This is a genomic window from Actinomadura rupiterrae (assembly GCF_024172125.1).
GTDB lineage: Bacteria > Actinomycetota > Actinomycetes > Streptosporangiales > Streptosporangiaceae > Spirillospora > Spirillospora rupiterrae.
This window is the reverse complement of record NZ_JAMZEA010000015.1, coordinates 215,554-235,674: the sequence shown is the minus strand read 5'-3', so window position 1 is coordinate 235,674 and position 20,121 is coordinate 215,554. Positions and strand designations below refer to the sequence as shown.

Genomic DNA, 20,121 nt, shown 5'->3' with positions numbered 1-20,121 from the left:
CGCGGGGGTGCGCCGCCGGTCGCGGGGACCGGCGGCGCTTCGCGTCAGGCGGTCAGCCAGGTGGACAGGCGTTCGAGGTAGACGGTGGCGACGGCGGGTCGCTGCTCCGCGAGGACGGTCAGCTGGAACGCGTGCGGCATCCCTTCGTACACGTCCAGCGTGACGTCCACGCCCGCTTTGGCCGCCGCGTCGGCATAGCGTTGCGAATCGTCCAGAAGCGCCTCGTTGCCGCCGACCGCCAGCAGCATGCGCGGCAATCCGGACAGGTCACCGTGGAGGGGCGACTGCGGCGCCTGGTCGTTCGGCAGCCCGTTCAGGTACTGGCCGAGGATGCGTTCGAGGAGTTCGCGCGTGACCGCGTCCGGGCCGGCCGGTGCGTCGACCGACGGGCTCGTGATCGTGAAGTCGGTGATGGGGGAGACCGCCACCACCGCGCCCGGCAGCGGTGCGCCTTGCGCGCGCAGCGCGAGCAGGCCTTCGAGGACGAGCGTCGCGCCTGATGACTCGCCGAACAGGACCGTCCGCTCCGCCGGGACGCCCTGGGCCAGCAGCGCGCGGTAGGCGGCGACCAGCTCGTCCATGGCGGCCGGGAACGGGTGCCCGGGTGCCAGCGAGTAGTCCACGGCGAATGCCGGACGGCCGGACGCCTTGGACAGGTGGTAGGCCGCCAACTGGTCGAGCTCGGGGCGGCTCTGCTCGAAGCCGCCGCCGTGCGCGAACAGCACGACGCCTGCGTCCCTTGCCGCGCGTCCGGATGCGTTCGCCCACCGGCCCTTCACCGGCAGCGCGAACGGCTCGGCGATGTCGGCGTCCGCCGGAAGCGGCGGCGGGCCCGCGCTCATCTCGACCAGTGCTTTGTGCACGGTTTCGAAGGTGTCCGGGTTGGTGATCCGGTTGGGGCGTCGGAGCGCGTTCAGGACGGGGACGAGTTGCGCCTCCTCGCCGTCCAGATGCGCTTCGATTCGCGTGACGAGCCGGTCGACGAGCGCCGCCAGATCGTCCGACTCGGATGCGACCGCTTGCTGCAGCTCGTCCAGGAGGCCGGCGAGCACCTCGTGCTCCTCGCCGAGGCCGTCCAGGACGGGCGCCAGCTCCGGATGGCGTCCGCGCAGGTAGGGGAACAGGTCGCCGTCCTCATTCTGGTGGTGGTGCCGCATCCCGCCGCAGAACATCAGGCAGTTGACGCGCAGCTGCGCCCCGAGCCCCTGCCCGCGCGCGACCTCGTCCCGGATCGCCCGCAGGTCGCGCCGGAACGCGTCATGGACGGCCCGGAGCAGCTCGCCCTCGGGCAGGTCCGCGTAGGACATCCGGACCGGATGCAGCGCGACGACCGGAATGACCCGTGCCGTCTTCTTCTGGTACTCGGCCCACCCGGGGTCGGACTCGACCGCCCGCTCCCAGATCTGCGCGCGCTCCTCGCCGTCGAGGACGACCGCGTCCGCCTCCAGCGTGAACGGGCCGGTCTCGACGGTGACGCGCGGATGCGCCACCAGGTTGTGGAACCAGGCCGGGTGCCGGTCGGCGCCGCCCGCCGACGCGATGACCAGCAGCCGTCCCGGATCGGGCAGGAACCCGACCGGGACGGTGTGCGGACGGCCGGTCCGGGCGCCCGTGGTGGTGAGCAGCACCAGCCTGGCCCCTTCGAACATGCCGCCCACGCGCCCGCGATGGGCGCGGAACTCCTCGATGATCTGACGGTTGAAATCCACGAACGGAGTGGTCAAGACTCTCCAAGGTCTGCGTGATTCCGCGCATGGCGAAAGGCGCCGGCGCGGCGAAGGAATGGGACGAGCGGTCCCATGGAAAAAACGGGCGCATGCGCTGGCGACGCGTTCACGGCGTCCAGGAAAAGGCGCTCAGGAGCACAAGCCGGAAAGCGCTCAGGGGGCAGGCAGGAAGGTGCCCAGGAGCACAAGCCGGAAGGCGCTCAGGAGCGCAGGCCGGAACCGCCGCGAACGGCGTCGGCGCGATGCGGCTAGGCGCGATCCATGCGGTAGGCGGCCACCTGCATCATCCCCTTCGGGCTCTCGCGGTGCTCGCCCACTCGTCCGCGGCCCGGCCCTCTCCCAGGGCTCCCTGCGCACGCCACGCGGCACCGCGGACCATTCAACGCAAGATCCACACCTCTCGTCAAGCCGTCCCCGCACCGGTGACCACCTGCTCGCGCTGGGTACATACTCGCCATGAACGACGTGAACCGGGCCAGTCCCGATAGGACTCCAGCTCATCCCGAATACCTCATCGCCTTCCTCATGGACGCCGGAGAGCTGATGATTCCGGCTGCTCTCGCCGCCGACGGCCTGCCATTCCCGAAGGGGCGCGACGGCCAGGAACGCGCCGACACGGCCATCCGTCGAATGGCATCCGACAAGGACGCCGTCCTCGAAGCCATCGCCCCTATCGAGGACGAGGCGATAGAGCGACTCATCCGCGCCTCCGAAGCCCCGCCCGCCGCGATCGAAAGGACGCTGGAAATAGGCCGCGCGCACGGTGGAATCAAGTCATTCGCCAAAGCCGAGCTCGACGGCTTGAGCACCTACGACGTCGGCACGAGCTGCGCCATCGGCGCCGGCATGCTCGTGGCCAGCGCCGCCCTCGCCTACACGGGCGTCGGCCTGGTCGCGGCCGGCTTCGGCTTCGTAGGCGGAACCGTCCTGGTGGCCGGTACCTGCTGACCCGCCGGGTAGTGCAGAATCCGGTGGATGGCGCAGGTGAAGGTTTACGGACGACGGGATATCTGGGCAGGGCGGCAGCGGACCGTCTCCGACTTGCTGCAGGAGTGCTTCGAAACGGCGTGGGAGCTGCCTTCGGGGAAGCGGTTCCATCGGTTCCTGCTACTGGACGCGGACGACATGATCTGTCCGCAGCGGAGCGAGCAGTACCTGATCATCGAGGTCCTCTGCTTCACGGGACGGTCCGACGACGCCAAGCGGGACCTGATCCGCGCGGTCTACGAGCGGCTCGTCCCCGGCCTCGGCGTCGCGCCGGACGACATCGAGATCACGATCGTGGAGATGCCGAAGGTGAACTGGGGGATCCGCGGCGTCCCGGCGGACGAGCTGACCCTGAACTACCGCGTCGACCTGTGAGTTTCGGGCCCCGACCCGGCGCGAGGCGTCGAGGATGCCGCCCGAGGCTTACTTCGGCGCCATGAGGAGCACCTACCCCCGCTGACACACCCGCCTGTCCGTTTGCCAATCGGACGGTGCTTGTCAGACCATTCGGATTGTGTTCTCCTTCTGACGAGTCGTGTTACCGCTGTTAAATATCATCTTCGCTGCCTGAGAGGGACGTGACGGATGGGACGTCGCGGCACGGAAACGCTCGTCGTGGTCGAGGCGCAACTGACTCCGGAGGGAATCCTGTGGCCCGTCGTGGCGGCGGAACTGGGCCTCAGCACGGTCTTCCTGACCAATGATCTCCAGCGGTACGCCAAAGTCCACCGGTTCGCCGAGGTATTCGACCGGGACGATGTTTCGGTCATGGCGTCCGACACCAATTCGGCGGCGTCCATCGTGGACGCGCTGCGGAACATTTCCGAAACCCGAGAGGTGAGGGGTGTTTTCACGCAGTGCGACTACAACCTTCCACTGGTGGCCGAGGCGGCCCGGGAGTTCGGCCTTCCGGGCCTGGACCCGAAGGCCGCCGCGCTGGCGCGGAACAAACTGCGCACGCGCGAGGCCTGCCGTGCCGCCGGCGTGCCGGCGCCGGACTTCCGGCACGCGCTCAGCGCTGACGAAGCGGTCGCGTTCGCCGAGAAGGTCGGCTTCCCCTGCGTGGTGAAGCCGATGACCGAGTCGGCCAGCACCGATGTGGCACTGGGCCGGGACGCGGGGCAGGTGGCGCGGCTGTTCGCGGGCATCGCCGCGCGCCGCGAGGACCGGCGCGGGCAGCCCCGCCCTCCGGGCGCGTTGATCGAGGAGTACTGCGCCGGATACGAGGTCAGCGTCGAGACGTTCACGGTGGACGGGCAGGTCAGCGTGCTCGGTGTCGTCGACAAATCGGTCAGCCCGCATCCCTACTTCGCCGAGACCGCGCAGGTCTTCCCGAGCCTGCTGCCGGACCGCGTCACCGCGGAACTCAGCGACACCGCCGTCGCGGGGCTGCACGCCATCGGGCACGACTTCGGCGCCGCGCACACCGAGGTCCGCATGACCGCCAGGGGCCCCCGGCTCATCGAGATCAACGCGCGCCTCGCCGGTGAGGACATCCCGGAGCTGATGGACGCCGCCCTCGGGCTCGCGACCCGCCGGCAGGCCCTGGCGATGCACGTGGGACTCCGTCCCGATCTCACCGTCACGGAAAGGCGTGGCGCGGCCACCCGGAAGATCAATTTCCCGATCTCCGGGACCCTCCGGCGAATCGACGGTCTCGAAGCCGCCCGCGATGCTCCAGGCGTCGTCGAGGTCCTTCTCTCGGTCGGTGAGGGCGACCGGGTGGAGGCACTTGTGAGCAACCACGAAACGTACGGGCAGGTGCGCGCCGTGGCGTCCACTGCGGGAGAGGCGCAGCGGCTCGCGGAAGCCGCTTTCAACCAGATCTCATTCCTTGTCGACCGCCCCTGAATGACAAGGAATCCCCATGCCGGGACGCCGCCTGCCGACCTATCGCATGCCGAGGCAAGGAGTAGGCACGTGAATCCCCCAAGCCCCGCGGGAGACAACTACAAGGTCATCGAAATTCCGGAGCCGGGCCCCGAGATCATGGCGGAATTCTCCCGCCTGCCGCTGGACCCTTATGCGGGCGGGAAGCAGCGCTACCGCCGCTTCTCCCAATACAGGATCACATGGGACGGGCCGGCGAAGTCATGGACCCTCGAACTGCTGGAACACCGCCCCTTCCTGCAATCACCCGAGGTGAACTCCTACGTCGGAGGCGTCCAGCGCCGGTTCGAGCCGCTGCGCATCGACCCGACCGCGCAGATCGACGCGGGCGCCAAGGCGCTCGGGCTGGACGCCACCGACGCCTGGCAGATCAACGTCCACCAGTGCCGCGTCGTCGCCAACGCCGAGGTGCGCGGCGTCTCCGTGCCCGAGGGCCCGCACCGCGACGGCCACCAGTACGGCATGCTCGCCGTCTTCGCGCGCGAGAACATCACAGGCGGCGAGAACCAGCTGATGCCGACCGGCGGCGGCGACCCGTTCCTCACCGTCACGCTCCAGCCGAACCAGGCGCTGGTGTACGACGACGCCGCGATGTGGCACCACGCCACCGACATCGTCCCGCGCGACGGCTCCGGCGGCCACCGCGACCTGTGGATCGTCGCGTTCAACCGGTGGGCGGACCGGAAGTACGGCCCGGAATTCGAACGCGCGGCGACCGGAAACGTCGTCCGGTGACGGCCGCCGACGGAGTCGTGCCCGGCTTCTCCGCCTGCGACCTCCGGACGCTCGGAGACCGCTTCGGCACGCCGCTGTACGTCGTGTCCCTGGACCGCCTGCGCGAGGACGCCACCAGACTCGCGTCGGTCCTGAACCCGGTCGGCGTCCGGCTCCTCTACTCACTGAAGACCAACTACCTGCCCGCCATCGTGCGCTCGCTCGCGGCGGAGGGCCTCGGCGTGGACGTCGTGTCCGGCTACGAACTCCGCGCGGCCCTGGACTGCGGCGTCCCCGGCGACCGGATCGTGTTCAACGGACCGGTCAAAACCGAAGAGGAACTGGCCGAAGCCCTCCAGCACGGCGTCTTCGTCAACATCGACGGCGCCGAGGAGATCCGCACCCTCGCCCGGCTCGCCGCCGAGCGCGGCACGGGCCCGCTGCCGGTGGGCCTGCGCGTCTACCCGCCGCACAACGTCTTCGCCGAACCCGGCGCGCTGGCCACCCGCGCGCTGCCGTCCAAATTCGGCTGGCCCATCGCCACCGGCGCCGCCGACGAGATCGCCGACCGGATCATGGCCGAGCCCCTGCTGCGCCTGACCGGCGTCCACTGCCACCTGGGCTCCCAGATCGTCCGCGCCGAGAACCTCCTCGCCGCGCTGGACGCGGTCTGCGCCTGGACCGCGCACCTCCGCACGCGCACAGCCCTGACCGTCCTCAACATCGGCGGCGGCTTCGGCGTGGAAGGCATCCACCGAACCCCCGGCGCAATCGCCACCCTCAGCGCCCCACCCCCCGCCCAAACGCCCCAAGAAAACGCTCCCGCCCCGCCGCAACACGAGCGTCCTGCCCATGAGAGAGCAGTGGGAGCCAACGGTCAGGACGCGTCCGCCCCGTCGCAACGCGCGCGTCCCGACCCTGCGGGTGCGGTGAGGGCCGATGGCCGGGACGATCCCGTCACGTCGCAACGCGAGCGTGCCGACCGTGCGGGTGCGGTGTCGGCCGATGGCCTGAACGCTCCCGTTCCGTCGCAACGCGCGCGTCCCGACCTTGCGGGAGTAGCGGCGGGGGATGGTCAGGACGGTTCCGTTGCGTCGCAACGCGAGCGTATCGACCGTGCGGCGGCCGCGAGAGTGGGTGAGCGGGACGGGGCCGTTGCGTCGCTACGGAGGCGGTTCGATGTTGCGTTGTTCGCGGAGGGGCTTGCCGGGGTGCTGCACCGGCATGGGCTTGACGACCTGATGGTGTTCGCCGAGCCGGGCCGTGCCCTGGTGTCGGCGGCGGGTGTTCTGCTGACGCGCGTGGTCGGCAGGAAGGACCTCGGAGAACATCGCTGGATCCTGCTGGACGGTGGGCTCAGCCTGATGCCGACCGCCGGAGTTGCCGAGAAGCACGGCTTCGTTCCGCTCGTCCCCGACGACGGTCGTACTCGGCCGTGCCTCGTGGGCGGGCCGCTGTGCTACGAGGGCGACGTTTTCGGTGTCGGCGTCGAGTTGCCCGAGGGACTCAGCGCCGGAGACTACGTCGTCGTCCAGGACGCCGGGGCTTACGGGTTCTCCCGCGCCACCAGCTTCAACCGGCTTCGTCCGGCGACGGTGACGGTTTCGGGGGAGTCCGTGGAACTCGCCTGGGAGGCCGAGACCTACGAGAGCCTGATGAGCCCAGCGTCTCCGGCTCGTCCGACCGTCGAGGGGAAAGGCGCGCGGTGAACGACCACATCGGCCGGCGGACGAGGAGATCACCGGAAGGAGAACGCCGTACCGGCCGGACCGGTTCCTCCGTCCGGCTGAGCGCGGCCGACAAGGATACGTACGCGGTCGCGCTCTGGGCGGTGCCCCGCTCGGTCTCGACGGCCCTTGAGAAGAGCCTGTCGCAGCATCCGGACGTCGCGCCCGTCCACGAACCGTTCACCGACTGCTACTACTTCAGCGAACATCGCCGGAGTGGCCGCTACGGCGACCAGCCGCACAAGTCGGCGTACGGCATGGCCGACGTGCGAGCGCAGGTCGGCGCAATCGCGGCGCCCGTCCCGCTCATCAAGGACCTGTGCTTCCAAGCCGAACCGTACGTCCCGGACGAGAGCCTCGACGCGTGGACGAACATCTTCGTCGTCCGCCACCCGGCGCGGGTGTGGCTGTCGCTCAGCCGCCTCAAGCCCGACTTCACCGAGGACGAGTTCGGCTTCACCGCCCTGGACCGGATGTGGTGCCGCATCGTGGACGACCTGGGCTATCCCGGACGGATCGTCGAAGGTGACCGCTTCCGCCGGGACCCCAGGCGCGTCCTGCGCGACCTGTGCGACTGGCTGGGCCTCGACTTCGACGCCCGCATGACGAGCTGGCCTGACGGCAGGATCAGGCCGTGGTCACCGGACGAGCGCGACTCCCAGGAGAAGTGGCACCGCGTCCTGGAAGCCAGCCGCGGCGTCCTCCCTCCCGACCCCGAGATCCCGCACGACTGGTCCCTGACCGAGCCGGACCCGCAGCGCAGGCGCATCTACCACCAGGCCGTCGAGATCCATGACAAGATCATGAGCCGCGCCGACCTGGCCGGCGCCGACTAGACTGTGTTTCAAAGTCCCGGCCCACTGCGCTCGCCTAGCGGCTCGCTCCGTGACCGTGCCTGGGCGAACGCGGCATCGCTTCGCGATCAGCGCGGTGCCGCTCGCCTCCGGCGTCGCGGCACCGCGCTGGTCACGCGTTCGCGCGCATGGCCGAGACCACTTCGAAACAGGCCCTAGCCCGACACCCCGGCACACAAAAGCCCCCCGGTCGTGCCCGATCGAACGCCACGAATGCCGCATGTCAAGAGAGCTAGTGGCGCCATCGCGTCCGAGCGACGATCTCCTCGTTCGTGCACGAGTCGAAGAGGGCGGCTTCGCCTCGGCGGACGACGGTGATGGCCGTGATCATCGGTTCGCCCAGCGCCTCGGCCAGCGCGTCGTCGCTCTCCAGCGCTTGGACGGCCTCTTCGAGCGAGGACGGCAGCGCCGGGACGCTGCGCGACGGTTCGAGCTTCGCAGGGTTGATGTCGACGGGAGCCGGGAGCACGGCCTTCTCGGCAAGACCGGTCTGGCCGGCGGCCAGCAGGGCGGCCATCAGCAAATAGGGGTTCGCGGTGGCGTCGAAGCTCTTGATCTCGAAGTTGGCGGCTCGGGCGCCATCGCCAGAAGCCCCGGGGACGAATCGGAGCGCGGCCTCGCGGTTCTCCCATCCCCAGCACGCGAACGCGCCCGCCCAGTGGAACGGGATCAACCGCAGGTAGCTGGCCGCCGACGGCGCGCCGATCGCTAGCAGCGCGGGCAGCCGGGACAGGATTCCGGCAGCGAAGCTCTCACCGGTCGGCGTGAGCCCGTAGCCTCCGTCACCTCCGGACATCAGGTTGCGTCCGTCCCGCCACAGACTGAGGTGCACATGCGCGCCGTTGCCGACGCCATCGGTCGTGACCATCGGCGCGAAGCTCGCGCGCATGCCGTGGCGGTGGCTGATCGCGCGGATCGTCTCCCGTACAAGGACGAACGTGTCGGCAGCGGCGAGAGGATCCGTTGCAGCCACCGAAACCTCAAACTGTCCCGCCGCGTACTCCGGGTGGATCTGGTCAACCGAAACACCCGTCGCAGTCAGCGCGTCCAGCACGTCCCGCAGATAGTCGGCCTGTTCCATGAAGGGGGTCATGCCGTATGCCGGGCCTCCGCACGCAGGCACAAACTCGTCCCCGTGCCCTAGGGACAGCGACCATTCGACCTCGAAGGCCGCGCGCACGGTGAATCCGTCGGCGCCGAGACGCTCGACAGCGCGCCGCGCCTGCCCCCGGCCGTCCCGCGGATGCGGTCGTCCGTCCAGGTCGTACCGGTCCGCAGGCGCCCAGGCCCAGCCGGGCAGCGCGGCCAAGACGGCCAGCCGATCGAGATCCGGATGCAGCCGCAGGTCCCCAACCGGACCGGCCGAAAAGGGCCCCTTCAGGATCGAGTCGTCGAGCATGCAGAAGTCGAACGCCGGCGACATCCCGACGCCCCAGGCGGCGGCGTGTTCGAGACGCCCGCACGGGACGGCCTTGGCCCTCGTGATCCCGCCGGTGTCCACCCAGGTGAGGACGACACCGCTAACCTGCCGCGCCAGCAGTTCCTCAGCGGCGCCCCGCCCGGCCTCGGCACGCCGCGACCGTTCGCCCTCGTCCATCGAACATTCCCCACCGCGCACCTCGGCGACAACAACACCCCGCCCATACCCCGCCCCCGACCCCCACAAATCGACTCCCCGGACAGCCCCCAACCGCCACCCTCCGATCAGCCCAACCCCCGACGTAGACCGCACCGAGGGAGGTATCTCTCTAGGTGTGGAAAGTGATCTTGTTGGGGAGCAAGTGATCAGTGGGCGAAGCGCCCACGTTCTTCGGGGGGAGAACCACACGTCATGTCTGTGATCGATGGTGTCGACGGCACCACCTCGACCACCGTAAGTGATCTTCCGGCTACCGTGTTGGAGGTGGGTGAGTCCGAGCAGGAAACGGTGCGTCGTCCGATCCGGGAGCTGATGGACGATCGGCTGCTGGATGAGTTGCTGGCCAGGTCCCGGGACCAGGACGGCGGGCTGCGGCTGACCGGTGAGGGCTCGATGCTGGGTGATCTGGTCAAGGCCGTCCTGGAGCGGGCGTTGGAGGCCGAGCTGACCGCGCATCTGGGCTATGACCGGCATGTGCAGGGCGCGGGCGCGGTGGCGGGCAACGCCCGGAACGGGAAGATCCGCAAGACGGTGCAGACCGGGGTCGGGCCGGTTCAGGTGGCGGTGCCGCGGGACCGGGCCGGCAGCTTCGAGCCGATGCTGGTGCCCAAACGCGCCGGGCGCGTCTCCGGCGGCCTGGACGACATGGTCATCAGCCTGTACGCGCACGGCATGACGGTCCGTGACATCGTCCACCACCTCGACCAGGTGTATGGGACCCGGCTCAGTCCCGAGACCGTCTCCCGGATCACCGAGCAGGTGATGGAGGAGGTCAAGTCCTGGCAGCGCCGCCCGCTCGACCCCGTCTATGCCGTGGTGTTCCTGGACGCGATCGTGGTGAAAGTCCGCGACAACCACGTCGTGCACAACAAGCCGGCGTACCTGGCAGTCGGGATCGACACCGACGGCGACAAGCACGTGCTGGGCATCTGGGTGCCCAAGGCCGCCGACGGCCCGGTCGGAGAAGGCGCCGGGTTCTGGCGCGGTGTCGTCACCGACCTGCGCAACCGTGGAGTCACCGACATCCTGATCGCCTGCTGCGACGGGCTGGGCGGGTTCGAGGACGCCATCACCGCGGCCTTCCCCCACGCCACCGTCCAGACCTGCGTGGTCCACCTGATCCGCAACGCACTGCGGCCGGTCCCACGCAAGGACCGCGCCGCGGTCGCGGCCGAACTGAAGAAGGTCTACACCGCCGTCGACGCCGACGCCGCGTTCGACGCCCTGGCCACCCTGGCCACCAGCGAGCTGGGAAAACGCTACCCGCAGGCGGTGAAAGTGTGGGAGACGGCCTGGGAACAGGTCACCCCGTTCCTGGCCTTCACACCCGCAGTCCGCCGATTGCTCTACACCACCAACAGCATCGAGTCACTGAACTACCAACTCCGCAAGGTCACCAAGGCCCGCGGCCACTTCCCGACCGACGACGCAGTCGTCAAACTGCTGTGGCTGGCCATCGTCAACATCGAGGACAAACGCGCCCGCGAACGCGCCGCCAAACGAGCCAACGGCGACAAGCATCCCTTCCAACCCGCCCGACTCGTCGAGGGCACCAAAACCTACGGCTGGCCCGAAGCACTCAACGAACTCGCCCAGGCCTACCCGGGCCGCATCCGGTAAACACAACCAGACCCACCACAAGATCATCTTTACACACCTCGAGTTACAAGCTCGCACCGAGGACCCGAGAAGCGCGGAGGTACCCCCGCCCGAGCGTTTGGCTCGGGCGGGGGTGGTGTGTGTGGGGGGGTGCCTCTATGTCTTTCGTCAAGCGGGGCGTGGGGGTCTGTGTTCGTAGTGGGTGCCGTCGCGGAGCATGGCGAATAGGACGCTGATGCGGTGTCTGGCGAGGCGGAGGAGGGCTTGGGTGTGGGTTTTGCCGCGGGTGCGGCAGCGGTCGTAGTAGGTGCGGGAGGCTGGGTCGTGGAGGGCGGCGAAGGCGGAGAGGAACATGGCGCGTTTGAGTTGCCGGTTGCCGCCTCTGGGTGCGTGTTCGCCGGTGATCGAGGTGCCTGAGGACTTGGTCGCGGGGGCGAGGCCGGCGTAGGAGGCCAGGTGGCCGGGGGTGGGGAAGCTGGTGCCGTCGCCGACGGTGGCCAGCAGGACGGCGGCGGTCCTGGCTCCGACTCCGGGCATCGAGGTCAGGACCTGGGAAAGAGGGTGGGCCTCCAGCAGGGTTTCGATCTCGGTTTCAAGAGCCCGTCGCTGCTGGTGGACGGCTGCCAGGGAACGGGCGAGTGAGGGGATCACCAGGTCGAGGGTGCTGGTGCCGGGGACGATCACGGTCTGCTGGTCCAGGGCGTCGAAGACTTCGTCGATCAGCCGGGCTGCCATGCGCGGGGCCTTGGGTCTGATGGTCTCCATCAGTCTGCGGCGTCCGGCTTTGCGTAGAGCCTGCGGGGAGCCGTGGCGTTCCAGCAGCCAGGTGACGGCGGGGTGGTCCAGGCGCGGGCCCAGGATGCGTTCGAGGCTGGGGTGGAACTGGGTGAGCAGGCCGCGGATGCGGTTGCTGGTGCGGGTGGCCTCGGCCGCCAGGTCCTGGTCGAACCCGACCAGCACGGTCAGCTCGGCGGTGATCTGGTCGGCCAGCTCGAGTGTCCGCAGGGTGTGCGGCATGGTGCGTGCGGCGTCTGCGATCACCGCGGCGTCACGTGCGTCGGTTTTGGCCTCGCCCGGATACAGGTCGGCGATCCTGCGCATCGCCAGGCCGGGCAGGTAGGCGACCCTGCAGCCGGCGTCCCGGGCGACGGCCAGGGGCAGGGCGCCGATCGATGCGGGCTGGTCCACGATCACCAGGACGGTGCCGAACTTGCTGGTGAGCTTGTCCAACAGCGTGCGCAGCTTCGGTTCGCTGTTGGGCAGTTGCTTGTCGAAGACCTTCTTGCCGGACGGTGTCAGTCCGTGCCCGTGATGGAAGCTCTTACCGACGTCCAGACCGAGGAACACGCCCACGTCTTGGGTGCTGACCACTCCCACCATCCCAGGGAAGTTCCGGACGCCGGCCTCGGCGTCGGTGCCGTACTCGCGCATCCACGTTATGCAGACCTGCCGCCCGAGGACGGTCGGGCGTTGCGCCCGGCCAGGCGGTGGTCGGGCCTCTCATCAGCGTCTCCGACGACACCTCTCGGGCCCGGTGACACCACCCCCCAGGTCATCGGTTCGACAGGGGGGAACAGTCATACCGGGCCCGGAGGCCAGCGGCCCTCTTGCAGGACCACGAAAAACATAACGGGGGGCGCTGGGGAGTTGGTGGGGCGGGGGCGGGGTCTTTGTGTTAGGGGAGTTGGGCTTGGAAAATGCGGGGGTTGAAGTAGGCGCGGGCTTCGCGGATCAGGCCGTCTTCGTCGAGTTCGTAGATGTTGATGCCTGACCAGTTGACGGGGGCGCCGGACAGGGAGACGGCGGCGCCGCGCCAGGAGACGGCGACGGACGTGCCGACCGTGTGGGCCTCCAGTGGCGTCAGCCCGAGGAAGGGCCGGAACTGCGGCAGGACCGAGGCGATGAAGTCGCCGATGGCCTCCCGGCCGATGATCGGCGGCTGGCCGACCGGGTCGTGGAAGACGCCGTCGGCGGCGAAGGCGGACGCCCATGCCTCGGCGTCGCCCTCCTGCGAGGCCGCGAAGAAGCGCAGGACGGCGGCGGGCATAGCGGGGAAGGTCATGAGTTCCCTTTCGAGTCGTGGCGCCGGACGGCGGGGACGACCGCCAGTCCGGCGAGGGCGAGCAGGGCCTGCACGGTGCAGACGCCGCCCCATCCGTAGGAGCTGTAGACGGCGCTCGCCAGCGCCGCGGAGACGGCGCCGCTGAGGAACGCCGCGACCATGTAGACGGTGTTGGCGCGGCTCCGCGCGTCCGGGAGGTGCGCGAAGATGCGCGCCTGGTTGGCGATCTGGCTCCACTGCACGGCGAGGTTGCCCAGCAGGACGGCCGCCACCATGCACGCGAGGACGGCGCGTCCGGCGGCGTACGCACCGGCGGCGGCGAGCGTCAGCACGGCCGACGCCGCCAGGATCGGGACCGGGCCGCGCCGGTCGATGAACCGTCCGGCCCACGGCGCCGCTACCGTTCCCGACAGCCCGAGCAGGCCGAACAGCCCGGCCTCTGCGGTGCTGTAGCCGTACGGGTCGTGCGTCAGGACGAGGACCAGCGTCGTCCAGGTGGCGGTGTAGGCGCCGAACAGGGCGCCGTGCAGCAGGCAGGCGTGCCGCAGCGCGGGCTCCCGCCGCAGCAGTCCCGGCAGTGACGCCAGGAGGCGTCCGTAGGCCGCGCCGGGACGATCGGCCTCCGCGGGCAGCAGCCACACGGTGACCGAGCCCGCCAGCGCGGTGAGGACGGCCGCCAGCAGGTAGACGGACCGCCACCCCAGCGCCTCTCCGACGAGGCCGCCCACGACCCGCGAACCGATGATGCCGGTCATCAGGCCGATCTGGACGTTGGCGACGACGCCGGCCCGCCGCTCGGGCGGCGCCAGCTCGGCGGCCAGCGGGATCAGCACCTGCGGCACCACCGTCGCGCCGCAGGCCAGGGCCGTCGCCGCGGCGAGCACGCCGAGGCCCGGCGCCACCGCCGCCGCCAGCAGCATCACCACGGTGACGGTCAGCAGCGCGGCCAGCAGCGGCCGGCGGCGGCGGGCGTCGCCGAGCGGCACCAGGAACAGGATGCCGCCCGCGTACCCGAACTGCGCGCAGGTGACGACGGTCCCGGCGGCAGCCGCCGAGACGCCGAGCCCGCGGGCGAACAGATCCAGCAGCGGCTGGGCGAGGTAGACGTTGGCGACGGTCGCGCCGCTGCACACCGCCATCGCCGTGAACAGCGCCGGCCGTGCCGCCGGCGCTCGTACTGCGACCATCCGGCCTCCAATCGAACGAACTAGTTGGTTCGATCTTGCGCCGCGACCCCGCGCCGTGTCAAACGAACCGGTTCGTTAGAATGCGGGCATGGCCTACGACTCAGCCGCCACCCGGGAACGCATCCTCGCCGCGGCGTCCGCCGAGTTCGCCGAGCACGGCGTCGCCGGCGCCCGCGTCGACCGCATCGCCGCGAACGCCGAGGCCAACAAGCGGGCCATCTACGACTACTTCGGCGACAAGAACCGGCTCTTCGCCGCCGTCCTCGAACGCCTCATGACCGACCTCGCCGCGGCCGTCCCGGTGGACGGCGGCGACCTCGGCGCCTACGCCGAGCGGCTGTTCGAGTACCACCGCGACCACCCCGAGGCCCTGCGCCTGCTCATGTGGGAGGCGCTCGAACTCGGCGACGGGCCCGTCCCCGACGAGGAGGCGCGGACGGCCCACTACCTGGACAAGGCCGGCGCCGCGGCGAGCGCCTCCGGCGACCCGGGCACCCTGATGCTCTTCACGCTGGGCCTGGTCGCCTGGCCCCTGGCGATGCCCCAGATCAGGCGCATGCTGCTCGGCCCCGACCACTCGCTGGACGCGCTCCGCCCCGCCATCGCCGACGCCGTCCGCACCCTCGCCGCCCGTGAAGGCAGCGCCCCCAGCGCCCCCAGCGCCCCTAACGCGACCTGACGATCCCTGCGGCTGCTCACCCTGGGAGTGGACGCCCCTGGACGCGCCAGCCCTCCGCCCAGGGGGCACGCATGCCCCGACGCAGCCAGACCGGCCCAGCAGCGTCCTGCCCTCCGACCTCGCCCAGCACGGCCATCCCGCCAACGGATCCCTCGCTTTAGGGCTGTCCGAATCACGGAATCCGGACCCTCCTTAAGAGGCCCGGGACCTGGGTCGATAGCGTGATCTCGACGATGGGTCACGCGGAGTGTCGCTCCTCGACCGGCGCCGGCGACGGAACCGGCCGCGGAGCGGACGGGGGGAACTCGCATGCACATGACCGGTGGGATCGACGCGCGGACGCGGGGGCGGACCCTCGAACGGCTCGCCTCGGAGACGTTCGACGTGCTCGTCATCGGCGGGGGCGTGACCGGCGCCGGCGCCGCGCTGGACGCCGCGGCCCGCGGGCTGCGCGTCGCGCTGGTGGAGAGCCGCGACCTGGCCGCCGGCACCTCCAGCCGGTCGAGCAAGCTGATCCACGGCGGCCTGCGCTACCTGGAGCAGTTCGACTTCAAGCTCGTCCGCGAGGCGCTGAAGGAACGCGACCTGCTGGTGTCGCGCCTGGCTCCGCAACTGGTGAAGCCGGTCACCTTCCTCTACCCCCTGCACCACAAGCTCGTCGAACGCCCCTACGTGGGCGCCGGGCTGACGCTCTACGACACGCTGGAGGGCGTGCGCCGTCCGATGCCGCGCCACCGGCACCTGTCGGTGACCCGCGCGCGCCGGATGGCCCCCGCGCTGAAGTCCGAGGGCCTCACCGGTGCAGTGGTCTACTACGACGCCCAGGTCGACGACGCCCGGTTCACCCTCACGCTCGCCCGCACCGCCGCGGCCCACGGCAGCGTGATCGCCACGCGCACGACGGCCAAGGAGATGCTGCGCGACGAGGGCAGCGGCCGGATCGTCGGGGCCCGCGTCCGGGACGAGCAGACCGGCCGCGAGTTCGACGTCCGGGCCGATGCCGTCGTGGTCTGCGCCGGGGTCTGGACGGATCCGGTCAACCAGGAGGCCGGGGTGCGGCCCGGCTTCAGGGTGCGGATGTCCAAGGGCGTCCACGTCGTGGTGCCCGCCGAGGCCATCGACTCCAGCACGGGGATGATCCTGCGCACCGAGAAGAGCGTGCTGTTCATCATCCCCTGGGAGGACCGGTGGATCGTCGGCACCACCGACACCGACTGGGACGGCGACCGCGCCGACCCCGGCGCGACCGGTGAGGACATCGACTACATCCTCGGCCACGCCAACACCGTGCTGAGCCGCCCCCTGACCCGGGACGACGTGGTGGGCGTGTACTCCGGGCTGCGCCCGCTGGTGGCCGCCGAGGCCGACTCGCCCACCACCAAGCTCTCCCGCGAGCACGTGGTCGACTCCCCGGCGCCCGGCCTGACCACCATCGCCGGCGGCAAGTTCACCACCTACCGGATCATGGCCAAGGACGTGATCGACACCGCCCTCGAAGGCTTCGACGTGCCCGAGTCGCTCACCGACCGGCTGCCGCTGGCCGGCGCGGACGGCCTGCCCGCGCTGCAGGCGGGCGTGGACCGGATCGCCGAGGACAACGACCTGGACCCCGGCACGGTCGGCTACCTCGTCGGCCGCTACGGCAACCTCGCCCTGGAGGTCATCGACCTCATCGACCAGGACCGCTCCCTCGCCGAACCGCTGGTGGAGGACGGGCCGTGGCTGAAGGCCGAGGTCGTCTACGCCGTCACGCACGAGGGCGCCCTGCACCTGGAGGACGTCCTGGCGCGCCGGACCCGGATGCTCATCGAGTCCTTCGAGGACGCTCGGAAGGCCGCCCCCGAGGCCGCAGCCCTCATGGCCTCCCAACTCGGATGGAACCAGGAGCGCTTGGACCGGGAACTCGCGCGCATCAACGAACTCGTCGAGGCCGAACGCTCAGCGGTCGCCGCCGCCTCGCCGACCCCGGTCGTCTTCGAACCGCCGGCGCCCCAGCGCGTCCCGGTCACCGACCGCATCCGGGAACGCATCCCCGGCCGCCTGAAAGAAGTCAACTGACCGAAGCAGGGTGCCATTGTTACCGGACGGTTCTCGCCGCAGACGGAATCGGCTTTGGCCAAACCGAAGCGGTCCAGGTGTCCGTCCGGCACGGGTTTCCTCGCTCGTGGGTGCTCGGCGCAGGCCGAATCCCCAGAATGTCGGAAAACCGCGAAGTGGCGCGGAACGTCGGTCGCGATCACTAGGGTGCCGGGATGATCGATGTGTTTCCCCGGCATGTGCTGTGCGTTCTCGGGTCCGACATGGCCCTCGCGGAGATGGAGCGGGTCGCGGGCGGGTTCGGCGGGTTCGTCCTCGACCGCGAGTACTCCGAGACCGAGCCCGACCCGCGGATGCCCGGCGCGTTCGAGGCGAGCGGCGCGGCCGTGTCCTTCGAGGACGCGGACTGGGACGCGGTCGAGGACCACGACACGGTCGGCTACCTGCTGTCCGCGCCGATGATGCGGGAGCTGGCGGCCGACACCTCGCGGCGGCTGCTGGACGCGACCGCCGCGCTGCTGCGGGCCGGGGCGACGGCGGTGAAGAGCGAGAGCAGCGGCCTCACGCACGGCCGTGCCCGCTGGCTCGACCTCGCTGAGCGCGCGTCCGGCGCGGCCGACGAGGAACTGGCCGCCGCGCTCGTCTCCGCCTGGGTGAAGCGCCCCATCCGGGACGGTGACCTGCTCTACAGCTGCGGCATGCACCTGCTCGGCGCGCCCGAGGTGGAGATCGAGGACGGCGACGACCTGGCTCCGGGCGACGCCCGCACCCACCTGGACGCCCTGGCCCTCTACCTGCTGACCGACCCGCGCGCCGAGGAGATCGAGGACGGCGCCGGCTTCCGGCTGACCGAGGACGCGCCCCGCTGGATCCTGCGCACCGGCGACTACGACCCCGACGACTTCGACGACCTCGACTTCAACCCCTACGGCTACGTCCGCCTGACCCGTCCCTCCTTCTGACCGCTCGTCCACCCGGCCACCCGGCTACCTGACCGCCTGAGCTTGGCAGATGCCTGAGCTCAGGCGGTTTCTTCGGTTTCGCGGGTGTCGTAGTGGAAGCGGGACTCGGCCACGTACTCGCGGTGCGCCTCGGCCCAGCGGATGAGGGAGCCGACCTCGGTGGCGAGCGTCGCGCCGACCGGGGTCAGCGAGTAGTCGACGCGCGGCGGTGAGGTCGGCGTGACGGTCCGGACGACCAGGCCGTCGCGCTCCAGGCTGCGCAGCGTCAGCGTGAGCATGCGCTGCGAGATGCCCTCGATGCCGCGCTGCAGCTCGGAGTAGCGGCGCGGCCCGGCGCCGAGCAGGGCCATGACGAGCACGCTCCACTTGTCACCGACCCGGTCCAGGACGTCCCGCAGCTGGCACGTCGGCGTACCCGCGCCGATCGGCCCGGTACCCGCGCCGATCGGCCCGGTACCCGCGCCGATCGGCCCGGTACCCGCGCCGATCGGGCCGGGACCAGCGCCGGTCGGGGTGGGAACACCGGTGTGCGTTACGCGGGGCAAAGTGCCTTCTTCCGTCATGACGGCATTGTCGAGCAGACTCGCCCTGCGCACAACACATAACCAACGCACAGAAAGTGCGGTGACCCGTGATAGTGAACCTCGAAGCGCCGCCGCGCCGGACGGGCACCCGTCCCGCGACGACCGGCCGCGAGATCCCGCATGACCAGCTCGACCAGTTCTCCCCGCCGGAGATCAGGGCCGCGCTGGTCGCCGAGGCGGAGGCGCTGCCCGGCGTGTTCACCGGCCCGAGCCAGGTGTCCGAGCCGTCCTCGCTGGCGCTGCGGCTGCACCGGCCGGACGGCCCGTGGGAGGCGTTCCTGCACCCCAGCCGGGACGAGTTCGGGCACATCCACCGTGCCGGATTCCTGCACCTGACCGTCCCGCTGCCCCTGGTCCCGGCCCTGATCGAGAACGGCTGGGCCGAGCGGCACCCGATCAGCCTGCGGCCCGAGTGGCCGGACACGATCGTGATGCTCTACGCGCCGCGCGACCAGGACGAACTGGCCGTCGCCACCGCCGTCCTCCGGGCAGCAGGCCACCGCCAATTCCACCAACGACGAGAAGTGAGAAGCGACATGCGTGCACTGGCTTTCGATGACTTCGGCGCCACCCCGGCGCTGACCGAGCTGGCCGTCCCCGAGGCGGCGGCGGGTGAGGTGCTGGTGCAGGTCACCGCGTCCTCGGTCAACGGGTTCGACCTCGGCTCGGTCGGCGGCTTCCTCAAGGGCGTGTACGACTACGAGTTCCCCGTGGTCGTCGGCAAGGACTTCGCGGGCAAGGTCGCGGCGGTCGGCGACGGAGTGACGGACCTCGCGGTGGGCGACGCGGTGTTCGGCGTGGTGATGCGCCCGACGCTGGGCCAGGGCGGTTTCGCCGAGTATGTCGCGGTGCCCGCGTCCTACGGCGTTGCCCGCATCCCGGACGGCCTGGACGAGATCCGCGCCGGCGCGCTCGGCCTGGCCGGGACGGCCGCGCTCAACGCGGTGGACGCGGTCGCCCCCGCCGCGGGCGAGACCGTCCTGATCTCGGGCGCGACCGGCGGTGTCGGCGCGTTCGCCGTCCAGTTCGCTGCGGCGCGCGGCGCGACCGTCATCGCGACCGCCGAGCCCGGCGCCGAGGCCGCGTTCGTCACCGCGCTCGGCGCGGACCACACCGTCGGCCGCGACGAGGTCGCCGCGGCGGTGCGGGAGCTCGCGAAGGACGGCGTGCACGCGGCGGTGCACCTGGCCGGGGACGGCGCGACCGTGTCCGGGCTGGTCGCCGACGGCGGGCGGTTCGCCTCCACGATCCACTTCGCGCCGGACGACGCGGACGCGCGCGGCCTGAAGACGACGGCCATCATGTCCGACCCGTCCCCGGAGACCCTCGCGCGGCTCGCGGGCGATGTGGTCGCGGGCCGGCTCCGCGTCCCGGTCGCCCGCCGCTACGCGCTCGCCGAGGCCGGGCAGGCGATCAGCGACTTCATGGCCGGAACCCTCGGCAAGTTCGCCGTCACGGTCTGAGCGGGGGACA

17 protein-coding genes are annotated in these 20,121 nt (G+C 70.7%); 11 read left to right on the top strand and 6 right to left on the bottom strand.

Translation table 11 applies throughout. The annotated features are described in order from the left end of the window. Positions 1-44 precede the first annotated feature (44 nt). Entirely contained in the window at positions 45-1,709 is a 1,665-nt protein-coding gene (locus tag FHU30_RS40310) for a nitroreductase/quinone reductase family protein (RefSeq protein ID WP_253882982.1), read from the bottom strand. 474 nt (positions 1,710-2,183) lie between these two features. Here FHU30_RS40310 and FHU30_RS40305 point away from each other — a divergent pair, with 474 nt between their 5' ends. The 6 genes from FHU30_RS40305 to FHU30_RS40280 all read left to right on the top strand — a co-directional run bounded on the left by FHU30_RS40305 (position 2,184) and on the right by FHU30_RS40280 (position 7,881). Then, complete coding sequence (locus tag FHU30_RS40305) at positions 2,184-2,675, top strand: hypothetical protein (RefSeq protein ID WP_253882981.1); 492 nt, start codon at positions 2,184-2,186, stop codon at positions 2,673-2,675. Between the two features lie 27 nt (positions 2,676-2,702). Then, on the top strand, positions 2,703-3,089 hold the full coding sequence (locus FHU30_RS40300) for a tautomerase family protein (protein ID WP_253882980.1): 387 nt from the start codon (positions 2,703-2,705) through the stop codon (positions 3,087-3,089). A 210-nt stretch (positions 3,090-3,299) separates the two neighbouring features. After that, complete coding sequence (locus FHU30_RS40295; RefSeq protein WP_253882979.1) at positions 3,300-4,565, top strand: ATP-grasp domain-containing protein; 1,266 nt, start codon at positions 3,300-3,302, stop codon at positions 4,563-4,565. A 69-nt stretch (positions 4,566-4,634) separates the two neighbouring features. Further along, on the top strand, positions 4,635-5,339 hold the full coding sequence (locus FHU30_RS40290; protein ID WP_253882978.1) for a 2OG-Fe dioxygenase family protein: 705 nt from the start codon (positions 4,635-4,637) through the stop codon (positions 5,337-5,339). Next, positions 5,336-7,027, top strand: a complete 1,692-nt coding sequence (locus FHU30_RS40285; protein ID WP_253882977.1) for a diaminopimelate decarboxylase family protein — start codon at positions 5,336-5,338, stop codon at positions 7,025-7,027. Before FHU30_RS40290 ends, FHU30_RS40285 begins: the two co-directional genes overlap by 4 nt. After that, positions 7,024-7,881, top strand: a complete 858-nt coding sequence (locus FHU30_RS40280; protein WP_253882976.1) for a sulfotransferase-like domain-containing protein — start codon at positions 7,024-7,026, stop codon at positions 7,879-7,881. The genes FHU30_RS40285 and FHU30_RS40280 overlap by 4 nt, the downstream gene beginning before the upstream one ends. 250 nt (positions 7,882-8,131) lie before the next feature. Here FHU30_RS40280 and FHU30_RS40275 read toward each other — a convergent pair whose 3' ends face one another. Continuing rightward, positions 8,132-9,565, bottom strand: coding sequence for a glutamine synthetase family protein (locus FHU30_RS40275; protein ID WP_253882975.1), 1,434 nt, complete (start codon positions 9,563-9,565; stop codon positions 8,132-8,134). Between the two features lie 285 nt (positions 9,566-9,850). Between FHU30_RS40275 and FHU30_RS40270 the strand changes: the two genes are divergently transcribed. Beyond that, positions 9,851-11,158 (top strand): IS256 family transposase, encoded by a 1,308-nt coding sequence (locus FHU30_RS40270; protein ID WP_372503903.1) that lies wholly within the window; start codon positions 9,851-9,853, stop codon positions 11,156-11,158. A 147-nt stretch (positions 11,159-11,305) separates the two neighbouring features. Here the strand turns inward: FHU30_RS40270 and FHU30_RS40265 are convergent, their stop codons facing one another. From FHU30_RS40265 to FHU30_RS40255, 3 genes are all read right to left on the bottom strand, one after another. Next, on the bottom strand, positions 11,306-12,517 hold the full coding sequence (locus tag FHU30_RS40265) for an IS110 family RNA-guided transposase (RefSeq protein ID WP_301323427.1): 1,212 nt from the start codon (positions 12,515-12,517) through the stop codon (positions 11,306-11,308). 295 nt (positions 12,518-12,812) lie between these two features. Then, positions 12,813-13,199 (bottom strand): nuclear transport factor 2 family protein, encoded by a 387-nt coding sequence (locus FHU30_RS40260; protein ID WP_253882974.1) that lies wholly within the window; start codon positions 13,197-13,199, stop codon positions 12,813-12,815. Further along, the gene (locus FHU30_RS40255) at positions 13,196-14,386 is read right to left on the bottom strand and encodes an MFS transporter (RefSeq protein ID WP_253882973.1); all 1,191 of its coding nucleotides are present in this window, start codon (positions 14,384-14,386) and stop codon (positions 13,196-13,198) included. Before FHU30_RS40255 ends, FHU30_RS40260 begins: the two co-directional genes overlap by 4 nt. A gap of 88 nt (positions 14,387-14,474) precedes the next feature. Between FHU30_RS40255 and FHU30_RS40250 the strand changes: the two genes are divergently transcribed. The 3 genes from FHU30_RS40250 (at position 14,475) to FHU30_RS40240 (ending at position 18,064) form a co-directional block, all read left to right on the top strand. After that, positions 14,475-15,065 carry a TetR/AcrR family transcriptional regulator gene (locus tag FHU30_RS40250; RefSeq protein ID WP_253882972.1) on the top strand — a complete coding sequence of 197 codons (591 nt, stop codon included), beginning with the start codon at positions 14,475-14,477 and terminating at the stop codon, positions 15,063-15,065. Positions 15,066-15,374: 309 nt separating this feature from the next. Continuing rightward, a complete protein-coding gene (locus tag FHU30_RS40245) occupies positions 15,375-17,123 on the top strand; it encodes a glycerol-3-phosphate dehydrogenase/oxidase (protein ID WP_253882971.1) in 1,749 nt (582 codons plus the stop codon). Between the two features lie 194 nt (positions 17,124-17,317). Further along, positions 17,318-18,064, top strand: coding sequence for a DUF4261 domain-containing protein (locus FHU30_RS40240; protein WP_253882970.1), 747 nt, complete (start codon positions 17,318-17,320; stop codon positions 18,062-18,064). 59 nt (positions 18,065-18,123) lie between these two features. On the opposite strand, the gene FHU30_RS40235 is transcribed toward FHU30_RS40240, so the two are convergent. Beyond that, positions 18,124-18,627 (bottom strand): winged helix-turn-helix transcriptional regulator, encoded by a 504-nt coding sequence (locus tag FHU30_RS40235; protein WP_253882969.1) that lies wholly within the window; start codon positions 18,625-18,627, stop codon positions 18,124-18,126. Positions 18,628-18,701: 74 nt separating this feature from the next. Between FHU30_RS40235 and FHU30_RS40230 the strand changes: the two genes are divergently transcribed. Beyond that, positions 18,702-20,111, top strand: a complete 1,410-nt coding sequence (locus FHU30_RS40230; protein ID WP_253882968.1) for a luciferase domain-containing protein — start codon at positions 18,702-18,704, stop codon at positions 20,109-20,111. Positions 20,112-20,121 lie beyond the last annotated feature (10 nt).

Coding starts and splice junctions, on each gene's coding strand:
- FHU30_RS40245 (WP_253882971.1), top strand. CDS start 15,375: ATGCACATGACCGGTGGGATCGACGCGCGGACGCGGGGGCGGACCCTC.
- FHU30_RS40240 (WP_253882970.1), top strand. CDS start 17,318: ATGATCGATGTGTTTCCCCGGCATGTGCTGTGCGTTCTCGGGTCCGAC.
- FHU30_RS40260 (WP_253882974.1), bottom strand. CDS start 13,199: ATGACCTTCCCCGCTATGCCCGCCGCCGTCCTGCGCTTCTTCGCGGCC.
- FHU30_RS40250 (WP_253882972.1), top strand. CDS start 14,475: ATGGCCTACGACTCAGCCGCCACCCGGGAACGCATCCTCGCCGCGGCG.
- FHU30_RS40235 (WP_253882969.1), bottom strand. CDS start 18,627: ATGACGGAAGAAGGCACTTTGCCCCGCGTAACGCACACCGGTGTTCCC.
- FHU30_RS40255 (WP_253882973.1), bottom strand. CDS start 14,386: ATGGTCGCAGTACGAGCGCCGGCGGCACGGCCGGCGCTGTTCACGGCG.
- FHU30_RS40265 (WP_301323427.1), bottom strand. CDS start 12,517: ATGGTGGGAGTGGTCAGCACCCAAGACGTGGGCGTGTTCCTCGGTCTG.
- FHU30_RS40300 (WP_253882980.1), top strand. CDS start 2,703: ATGGCGCAGGTGAAGGTTTACGGACGACGGGATATCTGGGCAGGGCGG.
- FHU30_RS40270 (WP_372503903.1), top strand. CDS start 9,851: ATGGACGATCGGCTGCTGGATGAGTTGCTGGCCAGGTCCCGGGACCAG.
- FHU30_RS40295 (WP_253882979.1), top strand. CDS start 3,300: ATGGGACGTCGCGGCACGGAAACGCTCGTCGTGGTCGAGGCGCAACTG.
- FHU30_RS40305 (WP_253882981.1), top strand. CDS start 2,184: ATGAACGACGTGAACCGGGCCAGTCCCGATAGGACTCCAGCTCATCCC.